General features: G+C 72.7%; 23 protein-coding genes, 3 tRNA genes and 1 pseudogene. 12 read left to right on the top strand and 15 right to left on the bottom strand.

Translation table 11 applies throughout. The features are described from left to right. Positions 1–199 precede the first annotated feature (199 nt). A complete protein-coding gene (locus ABZ937_RS10010; protein WP_361688334.1) occupies positions 200–1,297 on the top strand; it encodes an LLM class flavin-dependent oxidoreductase in 1,098 nt (365 codons plus the stop codon). Here the strand turns inward: ABZ937_RS10010 and ABZ937_RS10005 are convergent. Next, a complete protein-coding gene (locus tag ABZ937_RS10005) occupies positions 1,276–3,081 on the bottom strand; it encodes an EAL domain-containing protein (RefSeq protein WP_361688331.1) in 1,806 nt (601 codons plus the stop codon). The two genes, ABZ937_RS10010 and ABZ937_RS10005, sit on opposite strands and share 22 nt — an antisense overlap. Before the next feature lie 320 nt (positions 3,082–3,401). On the opposite strand from ABZ937_RS10005, the gene ABZ937_RS10000 reads away from it, so the two are divergent. Then, positions 3,402–4,661: a M6 family metalloprotease domain-containing protein gene (locus tag ABZ937_RS10000; RefSeq protein ID WP_361688328.1), complete on the top strand. Its 1,260-nt coding sequence runs from the start codon at positions 3,402–3,404 to the stop codon at positions 4,659–4,661. A gap of 82 nt (positions 4,662–4,743) precedes the next feature. Here ABZ937_RS10000 and ABZ937_RS09995 read toward each other — a convergent pair. The 5 genes from ABZ937_RS09995 to ABZ937_RS09975 form a co-directional block, all read right to left on the bottom strand. Continuing rightward, positions 4,744–4,817 (bottom strand) — tRNA-Lys (locus ABZ937_RS09995). Continuing rightward, on the bottom strand, positions 4,808–5,377 hold the full coding sequence (locus tag ABZ937_RS09990) for a bifunctional DNA primase/polymerase (protein ID WP_361688325.1): 570 nt from the start codon (positions 5,375–5,377) through the stop codon (positions 4,808–4,810). The genes ABZ937_RS09995 and ABZ937_RS09990 overlap by 10 nt, the downstream gene beginning before the upstream one ends. Positions 5,378–5,525: 148 nt before the next feature. Continuing rightward, a complete protein-coding gene (locus ABZ937_RS09985; RefSeq protein ID WP_361688322.1) occupies positions 5,526–5,894 on the bottom strand; it encodes a hypothetical protein in 369 nt (122 codons plus the stop codon). Positions 5,895–6,007: 113 nt separating this feature from the next. Beyond that, positions 6,008–6,739, bottom strand: a complete 732-nt coding sequence (locus tag ABZ937_RS09980; RefSeq protein ID WP_361688319.1) for a decarboxylase — start codon at positions 6,737–6,739, stop codon at positions 6,008–6,010. Continuing rightward, positions 6,736–7,521 carry a decarboxylase gene (locus ABZ937_RS09975; protein ID WP_361688316.1) on the bottom strand — a complete coding sequence of 262 codons (786 nt, stop codon included), beginning with the start codon at positions 7,519–7,521 and terminating at the stop codon, positions 6,736–6,738. The genes ABZ937_RS09980 and ABZ937_RS09975 overlap by 4 nt, the downstream gene beginning before the upstream one ends. 152 nt (positions 7,522–7,673) lie before the next feature. Here ABZ937_RS09975 and ABZ937_RS09970 point away from each other — a divergent pair, with 152 nt between their 5' ends. Together ABZ937_RS09970 and ABZ937_RS09965 are read left to right on the top strand one after the other, a co-directional pair. Beyond that, a complete protein-coding gene (locus ABZ937_RS09970; RefSeq protein WP_361688313.1) occupies positions 7,674–8,627 on the top strand; it encodes a D-2-hydroxyacid dehydrogenase in 954 nt (317 codons plus the stop codon). Between the two features lie 16 nt (positions 8,628–8,643). Beyond that, entirely contained in the window at positions 8,644–10,050 is a 1,407-nt protein-coding gene (locus ABZ937_RS09965) for an amidase (RefSeq protein ID WP_361688310.1), read from the top strand. Here the strand turns inward: ABZ937_RS09965 and ABZ937_RS09960 are convergent. Further along, entirely contained in the window at positions 10,031–10,525 is a 495-nt protein-coding gene (locus ABZ937_RS09960; protein WP_361688307.1) for a DUF3830 family protein, read from the bottom strand. The two genes, ABZ937_RS09965 and ABZ937_RS09960, sit on opposite strands and share 20 nt — an antisense overlap. Positions 10,526–10,572: 47 nt before the next feature. On the opposite strand from ABZ937_RS09960, the gene ehuB reads away from it, so the two are divergent. The 6 genes from ehuB to ABZ937_RS09930 all read left to right on the top strand — a co-directional run bounded on the left by ehuB (position 10,573) and on the right by ABZ937_RS09930 (position 14,673). Then, entirely contained in the window at positions 10,573–11,490 is a 918-nt protein-coding gene (gene ehuB / locus ABZ937_RS09955; protein WP_361688304.1) for an ectoine/hydroxyectoine ABC transporter substrate-binding protein EhuB, read from the top strand. Beyond that, on the top strand, positions 11,487–12,134 hold the full coding sequence (gene ehuC / locus ABZ937_RS09950; RefSeq protein WP_361688301.1) for an ectoine/hydroxyectoine ABC transporter permease subunit EhuC: 648 nt from the start codon (positions 11,487–11,489) through the stop codon (positions 12,132–12,134). The genes ehuB and ehuC overlap by 4 nt, the downstream gene beginning before the upstream one ends. Further along, the gene (gene ehuD, locus ABZ937_RS09945) at positions 12,131–12,781 is read left to right on the top strand and encodes an ectoine/hydroxyectoine ABC transporter permease subunit EhuD (protein WP_361688298.1); all 651 of its coding nucleotides are present in this window, start codon (positions 12,131–12,133) and stop codon (positions 12,779–12,781) included. The genes ehuC and ehuD overlap by 4 nt, the downstream gene beginning before the upstream one ends. Continuing rightward, positions 12,771–13,553, top strand: coding sequence for an ectoine/hydroxyectoine ABC transporter ATP-binding protein EhuA (ehuA, locus tag ABZ937_RS09940; protein ID WP_361688295.1), 783 nt, complete (start codon positions 12,771–12,773; stop codon positions 13,551–13,553). The genes ehuD and ehuA overlap by 11 nt, the downstream gene beginning before the upstream one ends. Positions 13,554–13,749: 196 nt before the next feature. Beyond that, positions 13,750–14,502 (top strand): IclR family transcriptional regulator C-terminal domain-containing protein, encoded by a 753-nt coding sequence (locus tag ABZ937_RS09935; protein WP_361688292.1) that lies wholly within the window; start codon positions 13,750–13,752, stop codon positions 14,500–14,502. A gap of 97 nt (positions 14,503–14,599) precedes the next feature. Beyond that, positions 14,600–14,673 (top strand) — tRNA-Lys (locus ABZ937_RS09930). On the opposite strand, the pseudogene ABZ937_RS09925 reads toward ABZ937_RS09930, so the two are convergent. The 5 genes and pseudogenes from ABZ937_RS09925 to ABZ937_RS09905 form a co-directional block, all read right to left on the bottom strand. Beyond that, positions 14,639–16,296, bottom strand: a pseudogene (locus tag ABZ937_RS09925) (AMP-binding protein). The gene ABZ937_RS09930 and the pseudogene ABZ937_RS09925 overlap by 35 nt on opposite strands. Positions 16,297–16,336: 40 nt before the next feature. Further along, a complete protein-coding gene (locus ABZ937_RS09920; protein ID WP_361688289.1) occupies positions 16,337–16,804 on the bottom strand; it encodes a DUF3592 domain-containing protein in 468 nt (155 codons plus the stop codon). Between the two features lie 118 nt (positions 16,805–16,922). Further along, positions 16,923–17,528: a lytic polysaccharide monooxygenase gene (locus ABZ937_RS09915; RefSeq protein WP_361688286.1), complete on the bottom strand. Its 606-nt coding sequence runs from the start codon at positions 17,526–17,528 to the stop codon at positions 16,923–16,925. A gap of 112 nt (positions 17,529–17,640) precedes the next feature. Next, on the bottom strand, positions 17,641–18,777 hold the full coding sequence (locus ABZ937_RS09910) for an SPFH domain-containing protein (RefSeq protein ID WP_361688283.1): 1,137 nt from the start codon (positions 18,775–18,777) through the stop codon (positions 17,641–17,643). 71 nt (positions 18,778–18,848) lie between these two features. Beyond that, entirely contained in the window at positions 18,849–20,141 is a 1,293-nt protein-coding gene (locus ABZ937_RS09905; RefSeq protein WP_361688280.1) for a peptidoglycan-binding protein, read from the bottom strand. A 186-nt stretch (positions 20,142–20,327) separates the two neighbouring features. On the opposite strand from ABZ937_RS09905, the gene ABZ937_RS09900 reads away from it, so the two are divergent. Both ABZ937_RS09900 and ABZ937_RS09895 read left to right on the top strand, forming a co-directional pair. Further along, a tRNA-Lys gene (locus tag ABZ937_RS09900) sits at positions 20,328–20,401 on the top strand. Positions 20,402–20,475: 74 nt separating this feature from the next. Further along, entirely contained in the window at positions 20,476–21,198 is a 723-nt protein-coding gene (locus ABZ937_RS09895; protein ID WP_361688277.1) for a FadR/GntR family transcriptional regulator, read from the top strand. Here ABZ937_RS09895 and ABZ937_RS09890 read toward each other — a convergent pair. From ABZ937_RS09890 to ABZ937_RS09880, 3 genes are all read right to left on the bottom strand, one after another. After that, a complete protein-coding gene (locus ABZ937_RS09890; RefSeq protein WP_361688274.1) occupies positions 21,179–21,844 on the bottom strand; it encodes a class F sortase in 666 nt (221 codons plus the stop codon). The genes ABZ937_RS09895 and ABZ937_RS09890 overlap by 20 nt on opposite strands. A 7-nt stretch (positions 21,845–21,851) precedes the next feature. Further along, positions 21,852–22,433, bottom strand: coding sequence for a hypothetical protein (locus ABZ937_RS09885; RefSeq protein ID WP_361688271.1), 582 nt, complete (start codon positions 22,431–22,433; stop codon positions 21,852–21,854). Positions 22,434–22,548: 115 nt separating this feature from the next. Then, positions 22,549–23,328, bottom strand: a complete 780-nt coding sequence (locus ABZ937_RS09880; RefSeq protein ID WP_361688268.1) for an HAD-IIA family hydrolase — start codon at positions 23,326–23,328, stop codon at positions 22,549–22,551. Positions 23,329–23,382 lie beyond the last annotated feature (54 nt).

Genomic DNA, 23,382 nt, shown 5'->3' with positions numbered 1-23,382 from the left:
ACGGAGTCCGGCACGCCGCCGGAGGCGGCCGATGGACACAGCCCGGACGGCTGGGAGGCGAACCACGCCGTACTGGCCCACCTCGCGGAACACTGGGTGAGCTGGCGGCCGTGAGTCGTGCGGGGCGCCCGGAATAAGCGGAGACCTTCTCCTGTTAGTGCGCGGAGGACCGTTCACGTTCGTAACAGGAGGCCACACCGTGTCGGCAGACGAGGCAGACGAGATCCGGGGCACCACGCGCGGAACCGCCCCCGCCCCTCTCTCCGTACTGGACCTGGTGACCGTCGGCGCGGGCAGTACCGCCGGCGACGCGCTGCGCACCAGCGTCGCGCTCGCCCGGCTCGCGGAGTCCCGCGGCTTCCACCGGTACTGGGTCGCCGAGCATCACTCCATGCCCGGCGTGGCCTCCTCCTCGCCCGCCGTGATCCTCGCCCACCTCGCCGCCCACACCGAGCGGATCCGGCTCGGGTCGGGCGGCGTGATGCTGCCCAACCACGCCCCGCTCGTCATCGCCGAGCAGTTCGGGACGCTGGAGGCGATGGCTCCGGGGCGGATCGACCTGGGCCTCGGCCGGGCGCCGGGCACCGACGGGGCCACCGCCGCGGCCCTGCGCCGTACCGACACGCTCAACGAGGGCGCCGACGACTTCCCGCAGCAGCTCACGGAGCTGACCCGGTTCCTGGACGACAGCTTCCCCGACGGGCACCCGTACGGCCGTATCCACGCGATCCCCGGCCCCGTCCAGGGGACCGCCGCCGGCGGGGTCCAGTCCCCGCACCGCCCGCCGATCTGGCTGCTCGGCTCCTCCGGCTTCAGCGCCCGGCTGGCCGGCATGCTCGGACTGCCGTTCGCCTTCGCGCACCACTTCTCCGCGCAGAACACCATCCCGGCCCTGGACCTGTACCGGCAGACCTTCCGGCCGTCGGCGGTCCTGGCCGAGCCGTACGCCCTCATCGGCGTCTCCGCGATCGCCACGGACGACGAGCGGGAGGCCCGCCGGCAGGCCCGGGCGGTGGCGCTGAACATGCTCCGGCTGCGCACCGGCCGCCCCGGCCTGTTCCCCGACCCGGAGGAGGTCGAGAAGTACGAGTTCAGCCCCATGGAGGAGGAGTTCGTCACCTCCTGGACGGCGAACCTGGTGCACGGCACGGCCGACCAGGTCCGCTCCGGCCTGGACGACCTGCACAAGCGCACCGGTGCGGACGAGCTGATGCTCACCTCGCACGCGCACCGCGGCGAACTGCGGCTGCGTTCCTTTGAGCTGATCGCGGACGCCTACGGGTTGCCGACCGCGTAGGTCTGCTCCCCCAGCAGCTCGGAGATACGATCCGGCGACACCGGGCGGGAGTAGAGCCAGCCCTGTCCGGTGTCGCAGCCGATCCGGCGCAGCCGGACGGCCTGGGCCGAGGTCTCCACGCACTCCGCGGTGACCGTCAGACCGAGCCGGTGGGCGAGCTGGATCATCGCCTCCACGATGACCTCGTCGGCCGGGTTGGGGGCGATCGCCTTCTTGTCGCCCTCGTACTGGAAGCCGCGCACGAAGGAGCCGTCCAGCTTCAGGACCGACACCGGCAGGCGGCTGAGGTAGGCGAGGTTGGAGTAGCCGGTGCCGAAGTCGTCGATGGCGATGCGCACCCCCATGTCGCTGAGCGCCTGGAGCGCCTGGAGGGGCCGGCCGGCCGAGCCCATCACCGCCGACTCGGTCAGCTCCAGCTGGAGCAGGTGCGGGGCGAGCCCGGTCTCGGCGAGGATCTCCGCCACGTCGGCCACCAGGTCGGAGTCCCACACCTGGCGTACGGCCACGTTCACGCTGACGAAGATGGGCGGTTCGCCGGGGTGGTCCAGCTGCCAGCGGCGGGCCTGCCGGCAGGCGGTGGCGAGCGCCCAGCGGCCGAGCTGCACGATCGAGCCGTCCTCCTCGGCCAATCCGATGAACCGATTCGGCGTCAGTGTGCCGAACTGAGGATGATTCCAGCGGATCAACGCCTCGACCCCGCTGAGCCGTCCGTCCTCCATGCCGACCAACGGCTGGTATTCGAGCGCGAATTCGCCGCGGTCGATGGCCGGGCGCAGAGTGGACGACAGGGCCTGACGGGTCATCCGGTGGGCGTTGCGCTCGGGGTCGAACAGCGTCCAGCGGGCCTTGCCGTCGGCCTTCGCCCAGTACAAGGTCGTGTCGGCCGCCTGCATCAGACCTGTGGCCGTCGTACCGGCCGCGTGCCGTTCGACGACGCCGATGGACGCGGTCAACGACAGCCGCTGACCGGCCAGGTCGAAGGGTTCCTCCAGCGCCTTCAGCGCGGACTCGGCGAGATCGGCGAGCTGTTCGGTGCCGGTGGAGTCCTCCACCAGCAGCGCGAACTCGTCGCCGCCGAGCCGGGCCACCAGGGGCGTCGCGGCGCGGGCGTACCCGGTCTCGTCGGCGACCAGGGTCAGGCGTTCGGCCACGGCCGCGAGGAGCCGGTCGCCGAAGCGGTGGCCGAGGGTGTCGTTGACGGCCTTGAAGCCGTCGAGGTCGAGGTAGCACAGGCCGATCCGGCCGGTGCCGCTCTGCTCGTACGACTCCGCCTCCAGCGCGGCCGTCAGCCGCTCGAAGAACAGCGTGCGGTTGGGCAGCCGGGTCACCGGGTCGTGCATCTGCAAGTGCCGCAGCCGCGCCTGGAGTTCACGGCGGGCGCTGATGTCGGCGACCGACATCAGCACGCCGGGCTCCTCGCTGGTCAGGGGCGCGACGGTGATCTGCACCCACACCGAGTGCCCCTCGGGGTGCTTCAGCCGGCGGGTGCAGCGCAGGCGGGCCTGCCGGCCGCGCAGCACCTCGCGGTAGGCGTGCCAGCTGCGGGCGTCCGAGGCGAGGTCCACCAGGTCGGCGGCGACCCGCCCGGGGAGTGTGTCCGGATCGGTGCCGAGGACTTCGCCGAGTGCGGTGTTGGCGCTGACGACGAGTCCGTCGGGGGCCACGACCGCCATGGCGAGCGGGGCGGTCGCGAAGACACGGTGGTAGGTGGTCTGGTGACTGTCTGTGACGGCTGACCGGTCGAGGTCTGCCGCGGGCGTCGGCCCTTCGGACGTTCCGCTCACCGCTCGCTCCCGCAGTGCACTCGATCGCTGTCCGTGCCGGAAAGTGTGCCGATCATAGAGGCTGGCCCCGGGCCCTTCCAGCCACTCTCCAGTGTCCAGGACTGACCACAGGTTCTGACAGATCGTTTCTGCCCGCACCTGGACGGGTTATTGGGCCCGCCGACCAGTTGTGACGTTCCGTGAGTGTTACGGGGTGTCGAGCGCCGTGGTGCGCCGGCGCCCAATGGGGGCGCGCTCACCCTTCTGGTGCAGATAAACAGGCCAAAACGCATCGAATACCAGCAATCTGGGTGCGGTCCCGCGAACCGCATCCGGAGGTCATGTCCGTGCCCAAGCTGCGCAGCACCGCCGCCGTGTTCACCACGATGTCGGCGCTCGCCGCGACCTCGATCCTCACCGGCCCGTCGGTCGCCGAGCCCTTCTCGACGGCCCCCTGCGCCCTGCAGCGCACCGACGCCCATCACTCGGAAGGCGTGGACACCTGGAACCCCGACTACACCCGCCCGACCGGCACGCTCGACGCCGCGCTGGTCTTCCTCTCCTTCCCGGACGCCACCCCGCGCACCACCCCGGCCGAGCTGACGGCCGACCACTTCCCGGCCACCAGCCGCTTCTACGAGCAGTCCTCGTACGGCAGGTTCACCCTGCGCCCGCACCCGCTGGAGCACTGGCTGCGCATGCCGCGCCCGTCCACGGCGTACGCCATGCGGCGGGACTGGAGCACCGAGGACCGGGCCGCCTATCTGCGGGATGCGTTCGCCGTGGCGGACAAGGAGGTCGACTTCTCGCGCTATCCGGTGGTGTACCTCGTCGCCGACCCGGACGCGCCCGGTGTCGACTCGGACGCCACGAAGGTCGTCAACCTCGACACACCCCTGCACGTGGACGGCACGGACGTCCGCCGGGTCGTCACCGTGTTCGAGCACCATCCCCCGGACCGTCTCGTCCTCGCCCATGAGACCGGCCATGTGTTCGACCTGCCCGACCTGTACCACCGGCCGGTCGACGGCAAGGGCGACTGGGACACGTACGTCGGCGACTGGGACCTGATGGGCAGCCAGTTCGGGCTGTCCCCGGACCTGTTCGGCTGGCACAAGTGGCGGCTCGGCTGGCTGGATCCGCGCCAGGTGGTGTGCGTGCGCGGGGCCACACCGTCCCGTCTCACCCTGGAGCCCCTCGCCGCCGGGCCGGGCGTCACGGTGCGGGGCGCGGGCGGCGCCCCCGCCTTCGGCCTCGGCCACGGCGTCAAACTGGCCGTCGTGCGCACCGGCGCGGACAGCGCCCTCGCCTTCGAGGCGCGCGGCACGGCCGGCAACGACCGCGCGTCCTGCCGGCAGGGGATCCTGGTCTACCGCGTGCACGGCGGCGCCGAGTCCGGGGGCGGCCCGGTCCAGGTCGTGGACGCCCACCCGCGCACCGAGGCCTGCTGGGAGGACTCGGTCTACCCACCCCTGGCCGACGCCCCGGTCGCCCTCGGCGAGAGCTTCACCGTGCCCGGCGAGGGCGTGAAGATCGAGGCGGAGGGAAGAACGGCGTCGGGGGCGTGGACGGTGAAGATCACGCCGGGGGTGCGGGACTGAACGCACAGGAGTCGTTTACAGCCGCATGTATACGAAACGGCGGGCTCGATTCTTTCGAACCGAACCCGCCGTTTCTTTCGCGTGCGCCGCCAGGGACTCGAACCCCGGACCCGCTGATTAAGAGTCAGCTGCTCTAACCAACTGAGCTAGCGGCGCCTGCTGACGTCGTAGACCTTAGCATCCTGGTCGGGGGGAGGAGAAATCGATATCCGTACGGCGGCCCGGGCGGCTCGTACGGCGGCCCACAGCACGACCTCGGGGCCGGGCAGCCAGGGGTGCCGGGCGTCGGGGGCGACCAGCCAGCGGGCCGCGCCGGAGGCGTCGCCGCAGGTCAGCGGCGGGACGGTCACGGCGTCGCCGGTGCCGTGGCACAGCAGCGGCGGTACCTCCTGCGCCCGCTGGGACCCCCACTCCTCCCAGGCCAGCAGCGAGGGCAGCCGCTGGGCCGTGCCCGGGGCGGTGAACAGCAGCATCCGGCCCCGGAACACCGCGACCGGACCCGAGCCCGCCCCCTCGTCCCACAGCCGGTCCAGCATGCGGCGCCCGAAGATCGCCGGGGCGCTCACCACGTCGAAGACGGTGCCGCAGGGCAGGACGACCGGGGCGTCCGGGCGCTCGTCCCACAGGGCCCGGGTGCTCCGGGGACACGTTCCCGCCGAGGCGAGCCAGGCGACGCCGTCGGTGCTGACACGGGTGACGTTCGGTGCGCTGCTCATGCCACCTACATGTACAGGCGGTGAGCGGAGCGTTCTCCTGAGTTGCCGAAAGCCGGGACAGCGGCGGGCGGGGAGGAGTATCTTGCCCGCCTGGCATATGCCGCCGGGCCGCTGCGGCGAAAGCCGGCCAGTGCGGCGGAGGCCGCCGCTACAGCGGCTCGGCGGGCGTCAGCGCGTCGCCCTCGCCCCGCATCAGGCCCCGCCCGAACTCGACCATCTTCTTCGCGTAGTCCTCGGTCCACTCCGCCTGCTCGCCGATGTCCGCCGGGGTCAGCCGGTCGAACCGGCGCGGGTCGGCGAGCTGGGCCGCCGCGATGGCCTGGAACTCCATGGCCCGGTCGGCAGCCGCGCGGAACGCCTGGGTCAGCTCCGTCGCCCGGGCCAGCAGCGCCCGCGGATCCTCGATCGACTCCAGGTCGAAGAAGTGCTCGGGATCGGAGGCCGCCTCCGCGGGCTCGAAGATCAGGGGCGCGGGGCGTAGCCGCGGTTCGTTACGACGCGGCGTGGGCTCCGCCATGTCTTGTCTCCTCGCTCGTACGGTTCACCGGCACCGCCTTCAGGTGGGCCACCGTCCATTGTCCCGCGCCCGCGCAAGAGGCCCCGACGACCGCCGCTCGAAGACCCCAGGAGTCACACCTGCACCAGCGGCTCCCGGGTGAACAAGATGCCCAGTGCCGGGGCGTTCACCCGGCGGTCGGCGAGCCTCAGGCCCTCCCAGACCGTGACCTGGTTGGCGGTGAGGACCGGCTTGGACAGGGACTTCTCCAGGAGGCCGAGGTACGCGGCCGTGTGCAGTGCCGTGTCCGGGAGCAGCACCGCCTCCGCGTCGGCGGAGTCCGCGGCGCGCGCCAGCGTGAGCACGTCCTCCTCGCCCCACGTGCCGACCTCCGCCGCCGTGATGATCCCCGAGGAGCGTGTGCCGGTCACCTCCAGGCCGCCGGCCCGCAGGAAGTCCGCGAACAGTCGGGCGACGTCCTCCGGGTAGGTCGCGCCGACGGCGACCCGGCGCAGGCCCAGCTCCCGGGCCGCGTGGACGAAGGCGAAGGAGGTGGAGGAGGCGGGCATGCCGGCCAGCCGGGCGAGGGTGCGGACCTGCTCCTGGGCGCCCTCCCAGCCGTACACGAAGCTGCCGCTGGTGCAGGCCCACACCACCGTCTCGGCGCCGGCCAGGCGCAGGCCCTCCACGCCCGCGGCGAGCCGTTCGGCGGAGCCCATCTCGCGCAGGGCGTCCACCCGGTGCGCGTCCTCGCCGATGTCGGTGTGGAACAGGTCCACCCGGATGTCGCTGCCCAGGAGCTGCTCGATGCGTGGGTAGTCGTCCTCGGCGGCGTGGCCCGGGTAGAGGAGTCCGAGTGCGGTCATGTCCAGCCTTCCTGCTGTTCTTCCGGCAGTACGGGCCATACGCGGGCGGCGGTGTCCAGCAGCGCCTGGTAGGGCCCCACGGCTCGGGTACCCAGTCGGCGCAGTGCCGCCCACATCGTGACCTGGTTGGCCGACAGGACGGGCATCCGCAGCTCCGCCTCCAGCTGGGGGATGACGTCGTAGGTGGGCAGGTTGGTGCAGGAGAGGAAGAGGGCGTCGGCGGAGCCCGGGCGGGCGGCGCGGCGCGCGATGGCGACGACGTCCCGGTACGGCACCCGCCAGATGTGCCGGGTCAGCCCCATGTAGGAGCACCCGGTGATCCGGACGCCGGCCTCGGCGACGTACTCCTCCAGCGCCCGGGTCACGGACCCGGTGTACGGCGTGACCAGCGCGACCCGTCGGGCGCCCAGATCCGTCAGCGCCTCCAGCAGGGCCCCGGAGGTGGTCAGCGCGGGCAGCGCGCCGGCCCCGGTCATCGCCGCGCACATGGCCCGCTCTCCGGCGATCCCGCCGACGAAGCTGCCGGAGGTGCAGGCGTAGGCGACGACCTCGGGGGACACGGCGGTCAGGGCGCGGACCGCTTCGCCGAGGGTCTCGTGCTCGCTGACCAGCCGGGCCAGGTCGAGGCTCACCTCGACCGGCACGAACGGGGTCCGGGTCAGATGCAGCGAGACCTCGTCGGGCACCCAGCGCCACAGCTCCCGGTCGAGGGCGAAGTCAAAAGGGGCGACCACCCCGACACCGCGCTGTGGGCGGGGTCCGCCGAGAAAGGAGACGTCCATGGCCGGCACCGCCTCACGCGGGAACGAACGCGGGAACGAAGAAGAGGGGCAAGGGATGGCGAGTACGCCCGTGTTGACGAAGGTAGGTTCGGGTGCGAGCGTGGTCAATCCGCGCATTGTCCGCGCATGTCAGACGCCGGGAGCCGCCCCGCATGACGCCGTCCGTCCCCACCGTTCTGGTCCTCGAGGCCGATCCGCCGCCGCGCCTCGGCCGCCTCACCGGCCGCGCCCGGATCGTGCACACGGACGAGGCGGGGCTGGCCGAGCGGCTGCCCGGCGCGGACGTGCTGCTGGTGTGGGACTTCACCTCGTACGCGGTGCGGGAGGCGTGGCCCGGGGAGGGGCCCCGGCCGCGCTGGGTGCACACGGCGAGCGCGGGCGTGGACCATCTGCTCTGCCCCGAGCTGGCCGCCTCGGACACGGTGGTGACCAATGCGCGCGGGATCTTCGACCAGCCGATCGCGGAGTACGTGGCCGCGCTGGTGCTGGCGGTCGCCAAGGATCTGCCGCGCACCCTGGAGTACCAGCGGGAGCGGACCTGGCGGCACCGGGAGGCCCGGCGGGTGGCGGGCACGCGCGCGTGCGTGGTCGGCACGGGCCCGATCGGCCGGGCGATCGTCCGCGTGCTGAAGGCGCTCGGCGTGACGACGGCGCTGGTCGGGCGGGTGCCGCGGACGGGCGTGTACGGCCCGGACGACCTGGACCGGCTGATGTCCCGCGCGGACTGGGTGATCGCGGCGGCGCCGCTGACCGAGCGGACGTACCGCATGTTCGACACGCACCGGTTCGGCGTGATGCAGCCCTCGGCGTTCTTCGTGAACGTCGGCCGGGGCGGTCTGGTCGACGAGGAGGCCCTGGCCGGGGCGCTGAGCCGGCGCTGGATCGCGGGCGCGGCCCTGGACGTGTTCGCGACGGAACCGCTGCCCGGGAGCAGCCCGTTGTGGGAGGTGCCAGGGCTGATCGTGTCCCCGCACATGAGCGGCGACACGGTCGGCTGGCGGGACGAACTGGGCGCGCAGTTCGTGGAGTTGTACGAGCGGTGGGCGGCGGGCAGGTCTCTGCTGAACGTGGTCGACAAGACGCGTGGTTACGTGCCCGGTCACTGAAGCCCTTGGAGGGTGCATGCAGCTCACCGACCTGACCGCCGGCCGGCTCCTCGACGGTTACCGCAAGGGCGAGTTCAGCCCGGTGGAGGTGACCGAGCAGGCGCTGGAGCGGGCCCGGCGGAGCCAGCCGGAGGTGAACGCGTTCGTGCGGCTCACCGAGGAGGACGCGCTCGCCCGGGCCCGGGAGTCGGCGGCGCGCTGGCGGCGCGGTGAGCCGGCCGGGCTGGTCGACGGGGTGCCGGTGACGGTCAAGGACATCCTGCTGCTGCGCGGCCATCCCACCCTGCGCGGCTCCACGACCCTTTCGGAGCAGGGCGACTGGGCGGAGGACGCGCCGCCGGTGGCCCGGCTGCGGGAGCACGGGGCGGTGTTCCTCGGCAAGACGACCACGCCCGAGTACGGCTGGAAGGGGGTCACCGACTCCCCGCTGACCGGGATCACCCGCAACCCGTACGACCTCACGCGCACCGCGGGCGGCTCCAGCGGCGGCAGCGCGGCGGCCGTCGCGCTCGGCGCGGGCCCGCTGTCGCTGGGCACGGACGGCGGGGGCAGCATCCGCATCCCGGCCGCGTTCTGCGGGATCTTCGGGCTGAAGCCGACGTACGGCAGGGTGCCGCTGTATCCGGCGAGCGCGTTCGGGACGCTGTCGCACACCGGGCCGATGACCCGGGACGCGGCCGACGCGGCCCTGCTGCTGGACGTGATCGGCAGGCCCGACGCGCGCGACTGGTCGGCGCTGCCGGCCGCGCCGGGCTCCTTCACCGAGGCGCTGCGGGACGGCGTGCGGGGGCTGCGGGTGGCGTACTCGGCGTCGCTGGGCGGGCAGGTCGCGGTCCAGCCGGCGGTGGCCGCGGCGGTGCGGCGGGCGGTGGCCCGGCTCGCGGATCTCGGGGCGTACGTGGAGGAGACCGATCCCGACTTCAGCGACCCGGTGGAGGCGTTCCACGCGCTGTGGTTCAGCGGCGCGGCCCGGCTGACCCAGAGCTTCTCCCCGCACCGCCGGCGGCTGCTGGACCCGGGGCTGCGGGAGATCTGCGCGCGGGGCGCCAGGATGAGCGCGCTGGAGTATCTGGCCGCGGTGGACGTCCGGATGCAGCTCGGGCGGCGGATGGGACGCTTCCACGAGCGGTACGACCTGCTGGTGACGCCGACGTTGCCGGTGACGGCGTTCGAGGCGGGCCTGGAGGTGCCGCGCGGGTCCGCGCACCGGCGCTGGACGGGATGGACGCCGTTCACGTACCCCTTCAACCTGACCCAGCAGCCGGCGGCGAGCGTGCCGGTGGGGCTGGACGGCGAGGGGCTGCCGGTGGGGATGCAGCTCGTCGCCGCCCGGCACCGGGACGATCTGGTGCTGCGGGCCGCGCATGCGTTGTACGAGGCCGGCGTGCCCCTGTCCGGGTGCGTCACGCCCGCCGGAAGCTGAGCGTCTCCCCCGCCGCCCCGCCGCGCCACAGGTCGTTGCAGGCCTCGGCCATCGCCTCCAGGCCCTCCACCACCTGCCCCCAGACGATTCCCGGCACCCAGCCGACGTCGCCGTTGAGGAGGAGGTTGTTGCGCTCGTAGAAGAGGGCCAGGTCGACCAGCGTGGCGCCGGGGCGGACCTCGCGGTCGTACCCGTAGGCCCGGGTGCCCAGTTCGGTGCCGGTGAAGGAGAAGTAACAGAGGTCGCCGGGAATCGGAGTGACCGTCGGGTTCTCCAGTGGGGGTTCCGTGGAGGCGAAGGGCGGGAAGAGGGCGTAGATCTCGTTGCGCGCGTACTTGGCGTGGTAGACGTCCCCCGCGAGCGGCAGCGCCTCCCACACTGCCGCGCAGGTCAGGGGGGCGCGGTCGGTCAGCAGCCGTGCCGTGCAGTGCACGTCACGCCGCGTCAGGGACACGGTGACGAATCGATCGGCCATGAGAACCAGGGTGCATAGCCCGGTTGCGCTTGGGTAGCCGCGCCGCCATGGCTCCACCACTTGGCAACGACGTACACACCATCCGGTCGGAACACAGACACACCCGGCGCTCGGTGCTCGCGGGCCTCGCGGCGGTCGGCGCGCTGGGCGCGGCGGGCTGCACGCGCGTGGCGTCGGCGTCCGGCAAGGACGGCGGCGATCTGCTGGAACGGCTGCGCGCGCAGGGCGTCGTACGGCTCGGGATCGCCGGTGAGATCCCGTTCGGGTACATCGACAAGGACGGGAACCTCACCGGGGAGGCGCCCGAGCTGGCGAAGGCGGTCTTCAAGCGGCTCGGGGTGGACCGGGTGCAGCCGGTGCCGACCGAGTTCGGCTCGCTCATCCCCGGGCTGAACGCGCAGCAGTTCGACGTGGTGGCCGCGGGCATGTACGTCACCCCGGACCGCTGCGAGCAGGTGATCTTCGCGGATCCCGACTACCGGATGCCCGACGCCTTCATCGTGCGCAAGGGCAATCCGCTCGGGCTGCGGACGTACGCGGACGCGCTGCGCAAGCACGCCAAGGTGGCCACCGGCACCGGGTACGCGCAGATCCAGCACGCCGTGGAGGCGGGCTACAAGGAGGGCGACCTCGTCATCGTCCCGGACCAGGTGGCCGGGCTGAACGCGGTGGAGTCGGGGCGGGTCGACCTGTTCACGGCCACGGCCGTCACCGCCCGGCTGGTCGCGCGGGGCTCCGCCAGGGCCGAGTCGACCGAGCCGTTCGTGGCGCTGGTCGACGGCAAGCCGAAGGCGGACGGCGGCGCGTTCGCGTTCCGGCCGACGGAGACCCGGCTCAGGGACGCCTTCAACGCCGAGCTGCACAAGCTGCGCCGGAGCGGGGAGCTGTACCGGATCGTGCGGCCCTTCGGCTTCACCAAGGCGGAGATGACGACCCTGACCGCGAAGGAGCTGTGCGGATCGTGACTGCGGGGCTCTGGGACCTCGTCCTCCACGGCATAGGCATCACGCTGCAGTTGCTGGTGTACGGCGCGCTGCTCGCCACGGCGGTCTCGTTCGTCGTGGGTGCCGCGCGCACGCACCGGTCGCGGCTCGTCCGCTTCGTCGCGGCCTTCTACACCGAGGTGTTCCGCGGTACCTCGGCACTCGTGATGATCTTCTGGGTGTTCTTCGTGCTGCCGGTCGCCTTCGGCTGGCAGCTGGTGCCGATGTGGGCCGGCACGCTCGCGCTGGGCCTCACCTACGGCGCGTACGGCTCGGAGATCGTGCGCGGCGCTCTCGTGGCGGTGGACCCGGCCCAGCGGGAGGGCGGCATCGCGCTCGGCTTCTCGCCCTGGCAGCGGCTGCGGCTGATCCTGCTGCCGCAGGCGGTGCCGGAGATGATCCCGTCCTTCTCCAACCTGCTGGTCGAGCTGCTCAAGGGCACCGCGCTGGTGTCCATCACGGGCATGGGCGACCTGGCCTTCAGCGGCAACCTGGTCCGCCTCGCCCTCCAGCGGAGCGGCGAGATCTACACGTATCTGCTGCTGATCTACTTCGTGATCGCGTTTCTGCTCACCCGCGGGATGCGCGGCCTTGAGCGCCGGCTGAAGGCGGAGGTGGCCCGATGACCTGGGACTGGGGAGCCGTCTCCGACTTCATGCCGTTCTTCTGGAAGGGCCTGGTCGTCACCCTGGAGGCGCTGGCGCTGGGGTCGCTGATCGCGTTCGCGCTGGGGCTGGTGTGGAGCCTGCTGATGCGGACGCCGACCCGGTGGGTGCGCTGGCCAATCGGGGTCTTCACGGAGTTCGTGCGGGACACCCCGCTGCTGGTGCAGCTGTTCTTCCTGTTCTACGTGCTGCCCGAGGCGGACGTGACCCTGTCCCCGCTGACCACCGGTGTCCTGGGGCTCGGGCTGCACTACTCGACGTACACGATGCAGGTCTACCGGGCCGGTATCGAGGCGGTGCCGGCGGGCCAGTGGGAGGCCGCGACGGCGCTGAGCCTGCCGGTGCGGCGGACCTGGACGGCGGTGATCCTGCCGCAGGCGGTCCGCCGGGTGGTCCCGCCGCTCGGCAACTACGTCATCGCGATGCTGAAGGACACGCCGTTGCTGATGACGATCGGCGTGCTGGAGATGCTGGGCCGGGCGCGGCTCGTCTCCCAGCAGCACTTCCAGTTCACCGAGCCCCTGACGGTGATCGGGGTGGCCTTCGTCGTCGTCTCGTATCTGGCCTCCCTTCTTCTGCGCACCCTGGAGCGACGCCTTGTCCGTTGAGACCACCAAGCAGCCGGCCGCGGCCGGCACCCTGCCGACCGAGCTGATCCGCCTTGAGGGCGTGACCAAGCGGTTCGGGGACAACACCGTCCTCGACGGCCTGGACCTGTCCGTGGACGCGGGCCGGCACGTCACCCTGATCGGCCCCTCCGGCTCCGGCAAGACCACGATCCTCAGACTGCTGATGACCCTGACGAAGCCGGACGAGGGCACGATCACCGTCGACGGGCAGCGGCTGTTCCCGGCGCCGGAGAAGCAGGTCCGGGAGGTCCGCAAGAAGATCGGGATGGTGTTCCAGCAGTTCAACCTGTTCCCGAACATGTCGGTGCTGCGGAACATCACCGAGGCCCCGGTCCGGGTGCTCGGCCTGTCGAAGGACGAGGCCGAGGCGCGGGCCCGGGAGCTGCTGGACCTGGTGGGCCTGGCCGACAAGTGCGACGCGAAGCCCACCCGGCTCTCCGGCGGGCAGCAGCAGCGGGTGGCGATCGCCCGGGCGCTGGCGATGCGCCCGCAGGTGCTGCTGCTGGACGAGGTGACCTCCGCGCTCGACCCGGAGCTGGTCGCGGGCGTGCTCGACCTGCTCCGGGACATCGCGCGCAGCACCGACATCACGATGCTGTGCGTGACCCACGAGATGGGTTTCGCCCGGGACATCTCCGACCAGGTGCTGATGTTCGACGCGGGCCGGGTGATCGAGACGGGCCCGCCGGAGAAGATCTTCGGCGACCCGGAGCAGGAACGGACCCGGGAATTCATCAGCGCGGTCCTGTGAGCGCGGGGGCGCGGAGGGGGAAGAGCCGAGGTCCCGACGCTGATGCATGACTTTGGCATATGCCAGAGGGTCTCCGCCCCAGCTGGGGGCCCGGGCGCGCGGGCACAATCTCGCCAACACCCTCTCCTCGGCGGCCCTTTGACAGCTATCGTGGAGACGATCCGCCGACCCGGGACCGCGGCCGAGGGGGAACGACATGAGAATCGAGCCGACCGCCCCGTACCACTCCGCCCAGGACGCGCTGCGCGTGCTGGAGACCGTGGCCCGGCACTCCGCCGGCGTCACCGACACCGAGCTGGCCCGCCGCACCGGCCTCGGCCCCGACCGGCTCACCGCCCTGCTGCGGATGCTGCGCCGCGAGGGCTATGTCGAGCAGATCACCGGCGGGGCGTACGTCACCGGCGACACCCTGCGCCGGCTCACCTCGGCGCACGACCGGGAGCGGGCCCTGCACGACAAGCTCCAGCACACCCTGGACCTGCTGCGCGACTCGGTCGGCGCGGCCGTCTACATGAGCCGGTACGTCGACGGCGAGGTCCGGGTCACCCAGTACGCCGCCGGCCCGACCACCCCGGCGGTCAACGAGTGGGTGGACTTCCGCTACTCCGCCCACGCCACCGCCGTCGGCAAGAGCCTGCTGACCCAGCTGGACCACAACGCCCGCCGCGATCACCTCTCCCGGCACAAGATGGCCCGCCTCACCTCGCGCACCATCACCAGCGACAAGCTGCTGCTGTCCCGCCTGGAGTCCCAGCCGCCGACGGTGCCGGTCCTGGACCTCCAGGAGTACGCGGTGGGCACGGTCTGCGCGGCTGTCCCGATCACCGCGGGCTCCTCGGTCGGCTGCCTGGCCCTCTCGCTCCCGGTGGAGCACGCGCACCGGCTGAAGCGGGCCGCGGACACGCTGAACCGCAGCGCGGCACCGGTGCTGCTGTCCCTGTCGATCTAGGGCCCGGTCAGGGTGGTCACGAGCACCCGCCGGGACCAGGTAGTATTTTCTTCGTCGCCGGCCGCGGAGGGAAAGATCCGAGGCAGGCGGGAGTCATGCGCCGCTAGCTCAGTTGGTTAGAGCAGCTGACTCTTAATCAGCGGGTCCGGGGTTCGAGTCCCTGGCGGCGCACGTGATCGAAGGGCCCCTCGCGAAAGCGAGGGGCCCTTCGGCGTCCTCGGCGGTCAGTCGCCGGTACGACGCATCCCCCGGTGGCCGCCACCACACCGGATCGGTGCACGCGTACCCCTCCCGCCGCAGCCGCGCCCGCTCGATCTTGTTCGTCGCCGTCACCGGCATCCGCTCCACCACCCGCACGAACCGGGGTGCCATCTTCGTGCCCAGGTCGGGCTGGGCGGCCAGGAACCCGGCGAAACCCGCCGGATCGAAGGTCCCGGCGATGGTCGCCATCACCTGGTCCCCGGTGACCGGGTCCGGTACGCCGTACACGGCGACGGCCTCCGCGCCCGGGTACCGGGCCACGATGTTCTCGATCATCGCGGCGGCCAGGTTCTCCCCGTCGACGCGGATCCTGTCGTCCGCCCGGCCCGCGAAGTACAGATAGCCGTCGGTGTCCCGGTAGAAGAGGTCGCCGGTCCAGTACGCGCCGCCCCGGCGCCGCTCGGCCTCGGCGGCCGGGTTGCGCCAGTAGCCCTCGAAGGGATTCGGGCCCCGGTTGACCAGCTCACCGATCGCCTCCTCCCCGTTGATCAGCCGTCCGGCGCCGTCGAAGACCGCCGGCGGGCACTCCCGCCCGGTGGCCGGGTCCAGCACCGCCAGGCCGGGCCCGGCCGGACCCACCGCGCCCGCCGGGGTCCCGGGCGCCCACTGGATCGCCGCGCCGCCCTCGGAGGAGCCGTACCCCTCCACCAGCCGGACCCCGAAGCGCCGCTCGAAGGCCGCCGCGTCCACCGTGCCCGCCTCGGTGCCGAAGCCGAGCCGCAGCCGGTGGTCCCGGTCGTCGGGCCGGGGGTCGGTGGCGAGGATGTACTGGACGGCCCGGCCGACGTAGGTGAAGTAGGTCGCGCGGTAGCGGCGTACGTCCGGCAGGAAGCCGGAGGCCGAGAAGCGGCGGCGCAGCGCCACTCCGGCGCCGGCGGCCAGCGCGGGCGCCCAGTCCGCGATCACCGCGTTGCCGTGGAACAGGGGCATGCAGACGTAGTGCACGTCGTCCGCGCCCACCCCGAACTGCCGGACCAGGGCCTGCCCGGCCGCCGCCAGCCGCCCCTGGGAGCAGAGCGCGGCCTTGGGGGCGCCGGTGGAGCCGGAGGTGAAGTACAGCAGCAGCCGGTCGGCCGGGGTCGCCCGGGACGGGTCGGGTACGGCGCCGGCGTAGGGGGCGAGGAGGCCGGCGTACTCCTCGCCGTCCGTCACGAGGATCCGCACCCCCGGCAGCTCCAGCCCGGCCAGCAGGGGCAGGTGGGCCCGCTCGGTGACCAGGAGCGGGCACTCGGTGTGCCGGATGTCCCGGGCCAGCTCGGGGCCGCGCCGGGTGGGGTTGACGCCGGCGACGGCCGCCCCGGCGAGGGCCGCGGCGCCGAGCCAGAGCGGGAACTCCTCGGTGTTGTCGAGCAGCACCCCGACGTGCGGTTCGGCACCGGGCGGGAGCAGGTCGGCCAGCAGCGCGGCCCGGGCGGCGGCGCCGGCGGTCACCTCGTGGTGGGTCAGCACCCGGTCCTCGCACCACAGCCCGGGCCGGTGGTCATCCCAGCGCGCCGCGACCAGCTCCGCGACCGTACGCGTCGTGGACTCCATGGCGCGGCAGATTAACTGACGCAGCGTCAGAAAGGGAGAGTCATGGCATCAGGCCGCCGGCCTCGTCGAACATCGTGTGCGCCACGACCATGAAGCCCACGGAGAAGACGATGATCACGCCGAGGAAGGTGAGCAGGCAGCCGGCCTCGAACGCGAGCTTGCCGCGGGACGGCGGGAGCGCGGTGGCCAGCCGGGGCTGCTCCGGGAGGTACCGCACGGTGACGAAGTCGCCCTCCAGGACGGTGGCGGGACCGCCCTTCTCCTCGAACCGGACCTGGCTCCCGTCCCGGGCGGTGTACTCGTAGACGTGGTGCACGGTCGTGTGCACGGACGTGTCCCCGCCGCCCCCGCTGGTCGTGGTGTACATCCGCAGGCAGCGGCCCTCGGCCGTCAGCCCGTGCTCCCACGTCCTGCTGATCCGCCGGGCACGGTGGACCAGCCGGTACGCGCCGTAGCCGGCGCCCGCGATCATGAGGGTGGGTACGAGGTAGAAGAGCAGTTCGAACATGAGGTTCCCCCGAGGTCGGCGCGCCGCTCCGGAAGACCGGCGTGGCGGGAACCTATCCGGCGGGGCGCACGCGAGGCCTCAAGGGAACCTCAGTTTCACTTCTGTGACGGTCCGTCGGTCAGAAGGTGACGTCCGAACAGGCGTAGAACGCGTTGCCCGTGTCGGCGATCGTCCACACCGCGACGATGACGTGGTGTCCGCTCAGGCCGGACGGCAGCGTGCCGCTGTGGCTGAGCGTGGCCGGCGGGCGCTGGCCGTTGTAGGGCACCGTCAGGAACGGGGTGAGGTTGAGGTCCGAGCGGGCGAGGTTGTGGTTCTGGTTCCAGCCCGGCTTGGTGACGTAGTACTTGAAGTCGGTCGTGGCGTGCATGGCGGTGAACTGCCAGCGGAAGGTGTACGACTGGCCGCCCGTCACCCTGGTGGTGGGCCACGCCGCGCCGGACGGCGTCCTCGGCGCGCTGAGCTGGGCGAACTGGCCCAGCCCCGCGTTGCAGATCTGGCCGTCGGCGGGTCCGGCGGCCGGGAAGCCCTTGGGACCCTCGACGCTCTGCGGCTCCCACTGAATCTGGCCGCAGTCGGTCACGGTGCCGTTCTGGCAGAGCTTCTGCCTGCTGATGGGGAGGTCGGTGTAGCCGTGGCCGCTGGCACCGCCGGTGGAGAGCGCGAAGGCTCCGGCGGTGACCGCGCCCAGGACGACCGCGGACAACTTGGTCTTGGTGCGCATGCTGCCGCTCCTGGAGAACGTGGGGAGTTCGGTGAGCCGTGCAGGTAGGTCTAGACCAAGCCTCAGATTATTGCCGGTAGTTGAACATGTCCATACCAATCGCGGACTTGGACTAGACCGGTTCCCCGCGCCCCGAGCAGAACGCCACCGTCAGGTCGCGGACCAGCACCTTGCGCTCGTAGTCGTCCAGTTCGACCAGGCCGCGCATGGTCAGCCGGGTCACCGTGTCCTCCACCGAGTCCACCACCGAGCTGAGCATGCTGGCCCGCTGCCGGGCGTCCAGCGCGGCGATCCGGCGCCGGTGCATCGAGGCGGCCACCTCGGGGGCGTAGTCCACCCGGACCGGCTGCACCGAGAACACCTCCACGCCGACCGGCGCGGCCTCCGTCGCCACCAGCCGGGTCAGCGCGTCCCCGGCCGCCGTGGCCCCGCCCCGCGTCCCGCCCGCCGGCTCCACCGGCACCCGGGCCAGCGCCGCCTCCACACACGCGCGCAGATACGTCTCGTGGTCCTCGATGCCGAGCAGGGCCCGCGCGGTGTCCCGCACCCGCCACACCACCAGCACCACCACCCGCAGCGCCATCCCGTCGGGATCCGCCGCCGGCATCGCCTCGCTGCGCCAGTGCCGCAGCCGCACGTCCACCCGGCGGCGCAGCACCAGCGGGTTCACCCACAGCAGCCCGGTGCGCCGCACCGTCCCCCGGTACCGCCCGAACAGGCCGAGCACAAAGGCCCGCCCGGCCCGCCCGCGGGCCAGCCCGCCGAAGCCGAACGCACCGCACACCCCCGCCCCGGCGTACGCGGCCCACTGCGCGGGACCGAGCCCCGCCCCCGCGTACGACGGCAGCCGCAGCGCCTGCGCGGCGAGCGGCGGGAGCAGCCCCGCCCACCAGGTGGTGGCCAGGCAGCCGGTGAGCCCGCAGGCCCCGGCGAGCAGCCCGGCCACCCCCGGCAGCACCCGCGCCGGACGCTCCGCCAGCTCCGGGTCGACCTCGGGCAGGGGCCGTCTGCGCACCGGTGCCGGGCGGCGCAGCCGGGGCTGCTCGCCGGTGCCCTGCCGGCGGCCCACCACGGCCGGCCGGAGCGGCACCTTCACCGGGTCGGGATCGTCCCGGAAGAGCAGGTGGACGGGGATCTCGGTGGTCGCCTCGTTCTGGATCAGGCGGGCCGGCCGGGTGCTGTGGCCGGCCCCGCCGCCGTCCGACTGCCCCTCGGACTCGGGCGGGGTGTGGGATGTCGTCGTACTCATGCGTGCTCCAGCCTCCGCGCCAGATGCGTCATGAACAGGGGGTGGGATGGACGAGGTGGTTCCGCGGCGGGCTAGGCGAACAGACGGCGCCAGGTCTCCGGTCCCGGGTAGCCGTCCGCCGCGCCGCCCCGCCAGCCCTGGGTGCGCTGGAAGGCCTCCACGGCCCGCCGGTCCGACTCACCCCAGTGCGGGCCCGGGCCGTGGGCGTAGAACCGGCCGAACCCCTTGCGCACCAGCTGGGCGCCGAGCTGGGTGACGTAGTCGTTGGTCTCGCCCGGCCGGAAGAACCGCCGGCCCGGGTAGCCGGGCACCCCGTGCGAGGCGGGCCGGGCCGGTCCGGCGGGCCCGGGCCCGATGCCCTTGCCCCGGCCCGTGGTCAGCAGCTCCCAGGTGCGCGGGCCGGGCAGCCCGTCGGCCGCGGCGCCCGTCCAGCCCTGGGCCCGCTGGAACGCCTGGGTGGCGCGCAGGTCCGCCTCGCCCCAGACCGGCCCGGGGCCCTTGGCGTAGAACGAGACCCCGCCCCGGGCGATCAGCATCTCGCCGAGCAGGGTCACGTACGGGTTGTCGGCGCCGGGCCCGAAGTAGGCCGCGCCCGGGTAGGCGACCGCCTTCTTCGCGGCGGCCGCCCCTTTGGCGCCGGTCCCGCTCTTGGTCACGCCCTTGTAGCGGTAGGGGACGTACTTGGTGGTGTTGCTCCAGTAGGGGTAGGGGGTGCTCTGCCGGCGGGCGTGCGGGGGTGTCTGCTCGTAGACCGTGTAGTAGGTGTGCGTGTAGTCCGTCCAGCCGCCGAAGATCACCACGTGGGAACCCTTCTCCGGGTTGTCCGGATTGTGGTAGAGCAGGATGTCACCGGGCTGCAGCTCCTCCTTGGTGATCTTCACCCCGAACTGGTCGAGGCTGCCCGTCCACTCGTTGCTCGGCAGACCCCAGGCCATGGAGACATAGCCCGAGCAGTCCTGCCGGTAACCGTCGGACCAGAAGGCGTACATGCTGTACGGCACCTTGGCGGTCACCCAGACCTTGGCCCGGTTGATGATGTCGGTCCGATTGGTGGCGGGGATGGGGACGGCGGGGGTGCCGGGCTTGCCCTTCGGGCCGTGCAGCGGGGCCTTGGCTCCCTGCGGGGTGTCGGGTTCGCCGTCGCCGGGCAGGGCCTCGCGGTGCGGGGAGTGGCCGGGGGTGAGGGCGGCGGCCGGCGGGACCGCGCCGAGGGCGGCGGACGCGGCGGCGACGACCACGACCGATCGGGCCGCCGGGTGGCCACGGCCGGGCAGCGGGCCTGGGGACGGCCGCCGGCCGTCGACGCAACCGGGGCAGTCGCAGTCGCTCTCGGGGTCGACGTCCTCGAAAACCGGAGCGGTCATGCGATCTGCCTCACATTCGGGGGTGGTTTGTCCGCGACTGTGCACGTTGATCAGTTTCCCAACTGTCCTCAGAACGCGCATTTTGACGGTCCGAATGATGTACGCGGCCCGCCGGGCGGGTGTCCCGCCCGCTCCGGGTGGTCGGGAGCACCCCGCAAGGTCGGGTAGAGTTTTCCCTGTCAGCAGGCGCCGCTAGCTCAGTTGGTTAGAGCAGCTGACTCTTAATCAGCGGGTCCGGGGTTCGAGTCCCTGGCGGCGCACCGACCGGAAAGCCCCTCGCGAAAGCGGGGGGCTTTCCGTATGCCTCCTCCGAATGGCCGGTTACCCTCTGGCCATGGCAGCCCGGGACCTTCAGGAGCGGATCAAGAAGCTGATCGTGGACCAGCGGCTGCCCACGGGTGCCCCGCTGCCCACCGAACCCGAGCTGATGCGGCTCCTCGGGGCGAGCCGGAACTCGGTGCGCGAGGCCCTGAAGGCGCTCCAGGCGATGGGCATCGTGGAGATACGGCACGGGTTCGGGACGTACGTCGGCCCGATGTCGTTCGCGCCGATGATCGAGGGCCTGGCCTTCCGGACCGTGGCCGGCCACTACCGCGGCGAGGACTCGCTGCTCCAGCTGCTGGAGCTGCGCGAGGCCGTCGAGACCGGGCTGGTGTCACGGCTGGCCGGGCGGCTGCCGGAGGCGGACCTCGGGGCGCTGGAGGCGCTGGTGGAGCGCATGGAACGGGAGGCCGCCGAGGGGTCCGGGCTCGCCGAGACCGACCGCGCCTTTCACGCCACCCTCTACCGGGGGCTGGACAACGTGCTGCTCGGCGAGGTGCTGGAGGCGTTCTGGGAGGCCTTCCACCGGGTGCGGCAGGATCTGGTGGACGTGCCGCAGGATCCTCGGGTCACCTGCCGCCAGCACCGGGAGATCCTGGACGCGGTCCGCTCCGGCGACTCCCTGCGGGCCGAGCGGGCCATAAGGGACCACTTCGGGAACATCCGCAGCCGCCTGTCCCCCGCGGCCGTGCCCGACCGGGGAACGGTACGGCCGCTCAGCCGGCCGTCCCCGTGAGGTACGCCGAGACGACGACGTTCGCGGTGTAGCTGCGGCTCGCGCGGTCGAAGGTGCCGCCGCAGGTGATCAGGCGGAGCTCGGCGCGGCCCGGCCGGCGCTGGCCGTAGGCCTGCTGGGCATCGAAGCCGTCGCGGGGCAGGACGCGGACGTCGTCGACGGTGAACTCGGCGACCTTCCCGTCCGCGCGGAACACCCGGACCTTCTGGCCCGGCTTGACGGTGCTGAGCCGGTAGAAGACGGCCGGCCGGGTCGCGGTGTCGACATGGCCCACCAGCAGGGCCGCCCCCGCCGCGCCGGGCCCCGGGCCGGCGCCGTACCAGCCGACCACGCCCGCCTGGCTGTAGGGCGGCGGGTCGATCGCACCCCGGGCGTCCAGACCACGGGCCACCACCGGCGCCTGGACGCCCAGGCCGGGGATGTCCACGCGCTGCGGCACCGCGTCGCCCAGGGGTTTCGCCGGGCGCGGCAGCAGGGCGGGGTCGACGGAGCCGTCGATGGCGAGGACGTCACCCGTGGCGGTGCCGCCCGTGCCCGGCTCGACATCGGTCACCCCGCGTCCCCACAGCCACAGCCCGAACAGCAGCAGCGCCCAGGCCAGGGCGGTGACGAGCCGCCCGGTGCCGTGCCCGTGCTCGTCGGACACGGGGCGCTCAGCGGGTGCCGCGGCTCCGGCGGGCGCGCAGCCCGACGGCCGCCGCGGCGACCCCGGCGAGCGCGATCCCGGTCACCGCCTGGCCGGTGTCGGGCCCGGAGCTGCTGGTGGCGACCGTGGCGAAGTGCGCGGTGCCGCCGCCGCCCGCGGGGACCGGGGCGACGGGTGAGGCGGAGCCGGTGTCCGGCCGGGTCGGGTCGCCCGCCTGGGCCGTGCCGGCGCCCGCGACCGTGATCCGGCCGGTGATCACGGTGTCGGCGCAGGTGACCTTCACGGCGTAGTCGCCGGGCTCCAGGGCGGAACGGATGCGGGTCTCACCGCTCAGGGCACCGCCCTGGGTGAGGCCCAGGATGCCCTGCGAGCCGGTCAGCTGGGCGTCGGCGACGAAGGCGGCCGAGGCGGCGGTGCCCTGTCCGCCGCCGCAGCCGCTGACCCGCAGGGTGACGTCGTCGCCGGGCGCGGGCGAGGCGGGGGTCACGGTGACCGAGCCGCCGTCCGCCGCGTGGGCCGTCGGTGCGAGCGCGGCGCCCCCCGCGGCGACGAGGATTCCTGCACAAAGAGTGAGGCGTAGTGAGCCCATCGTGAACCTCCAGTTATCAGGAGGCTCCCCCGGCTCGGGCGCCTCCGCATCCTCGGGAGGCGCCCCGCTGCTCCGAACGGGTGATGCCGGGTTTCGGCCCGGCCGGGGCCCGCGCTCAGACCAGGTCGACCAGGTCCGCGATGGAGTCGACGACCTTCGACGGCCGGAACGGGTAGCGGTCGACGTTGTCGGGCTGGGTCACGCCGCTGAGCACCAGGAACGTGCGCATCCCGGCCTCCAGGCCCGCGAGCACGTCGGTGTCCATGCGGTCGCCGATCATCGCGGAGGTCTCGGAGTGGGCGCCGATCGCGTTCAGCCCGGCCCGCATCATCAGCGGGTTGGGCTTGCCGACGAAGTACGGCTTCTTGCCGGTCGCGGCGGTGATCAGGGCGGCGACCGAGCCGGTGGCGGGCAGGTCGCCCTCGATGGAGGGGCCGACGTTGTCGGGGTTGGTGGCGATGAACCGGGCGCCGTCGTTGATCAGCCGCACGGCCTTGGTCAGGGCCTCGAAGGAGTAGGTGCGGGTCTCGCCGAGGATCACGAAGTCGGGCTCGTGGTCGGTGAGGATGTAGCCAATGTCGTGCAGCGCGGTGGTCAGTCCGGCCTCGCCGATGACGTAGGCGCTGCCGCCGGGCCGCTGGTCGTTCAGGAACTGGGCGGTGGCCAGGGCCGAGGTCCAGATGTTCTCCACCGGCACGTCCAGGCCCATGCGGCGCAGCCGGGCGTGCAGGTCACGGGCGGTGTAGATGGAGTTGTTGGTGAGGACCAGGAAGGGCCGGCCGGACTCCCGCAGCTTCTTCAGGAAGGCGTCGGCGCCGGGGATCGGCACCCCCTCGTGGATCAGGACGCCGTCCATGTCGGTGAGCCATGACTCGATGGGCTTGCGGTCTGCCATGTTGTGCGTCTCCTGGCGTACGTACGGTCGGAAAGCGGGGGCGCCGGAACCACG

Source organism: Streptomyces sp. NPDC046727 (assembly GCF_040645635.1).
Taxonomy (GTDB): domain Bacteria; phylum Actinomycetota; class Actinomycetes; order Streptomycetales; family Streptomycetaceae; genus Streptomyces.
This window is presented reverse-complemented; position numbering and strand designations above follow the sequence as displayed.

Bases quoted from the DNA above. Each gene is read 5' to 3' on its own strand.
- ABZ937_RS10000 (WP_361688328.1), top strand. From the start codon at position 3,402: ATGTCCGTGCCCAAGCTGCGCAGCACCGCCGCCGTGTTCACCACGATG.
- ABZ937_RS09990 (WP_361688325.1), bottom strand. From the start codon at position 5,377: ATGAGCAGCGCACCGAACGTCACCCGTGTCAGCACCGACGGCGTCGCC.
- ABZ937_RS09985 (WP_361688322.1), bottom strand. From the start codon at position 5,894: ATGGCGGAGCCCACGCCGCGTCGTAACGAACCGCGGCTACGCCCCGCG.
- ABZ937_RS09980 (WP_361688319.1), bottom strand. From the start codon at position 6,739: ATGACCGCACTCGGACTCCTCTACCCGGGCCACGCCGCCGAGGACGAC.
- ABZ937_RS09975 (WP_361688316.1), bottom strand. From the start codon at position 7,521: ATGGACGTCTCCTTTCTCGGCGGACCCCGCCCACAGCGCGGTGTCGGG.
- ABZ937_RS09970 (WP_361688313.1), top strand. From the start codon at position 7,674: ATGACGCCGTCCGTCCCCACCGTTCTGGTCCTCGAGGCCGATCCGCCG.
- ABZ937_RS09965 (WP_361688310.1), top strand. From the start codon at position 8,644: ATGCAGCTCACCGACCTGACCGCCGGCCGGCTCCTCGACGGTTACCGC.
- ABZ937_RS09960 (WP_361688307.1), bottom strand. From the start codon at position 10,525: ATGGCCGATCGATTCGTCACCGTGTCCCTGACGCGGCGTGACGTGCAC.
- ehuB (WP_361688304.1), top strand. From the start codon at position 10,573: ATGGCTCCACCACTTGGCAACGACGTACACACCATCCGGTCGGAACAC.
- ehuD (WP_361688298.1), top strand. From the start codon at position 12,131: ATGACCTGGGACTGGGGAGCCGTCTCCGACTTCATGCCGTTCTTCTGG.
- ABZ937_RS09935 (WP_361688292.1), top strand. From the start codon at position 13,750: ATGAGAATCGAGCCGACCGCCCCGTACCACTCCGCCCAGGACGCGCTG.
- ABZ937_RS09920 (WP_361688289.1), bottom strand. From the start codon at position 16,804: ATGTTCGAACTGCTCTTCTACCTCGTACCCACCCTCATGATCGCGGGC.
- ABZ937_RS09915 (WP_361688286.1), bottom strand. From the start codon at position 17,528: ATGCGCACCAAGACCAAGTTGTCCGCGGTCGTCCTGGGCGCGGTCACC.
- ABZ937_RS09910 (WP_361688283.1), bottom strand. From the start codon at position 18,777: ATGAGTACGACGACATCCCACACCCCGCCCGAGTCCGAGGGGCAGTCG.
- ABZ937_RS09905 (WP_361688280.1), bottom strand. From the start codon at position 20,141: ATGACCGCTCCGGTTTTCGAGGACGTCGACCCCGAGAGCGACTGCGAC.
- ABZ937_RS09895 (WP_361688277.1), top strand. From the start codon at position 20,476: ATGGCAGCCCGGGACCTTCAGGAGCGGATCAAGAAGCTGATCGTGGAC.
- ABZ937_RS09885 (WP_361688271.1), bottom strand. From the start codon at position 22,433: ATGGGCTCACTACGCCTCACTCTTTGTGCAGGAATCCTCGTCGCCGCG.
- ABZ937_RS09880 (WP_361688268.1), bottom strand. From the start codon at position 23,328: ATGGCAGACCGCAAGCCCATCGAGTCATGGCTCACCGACATGGACGGC.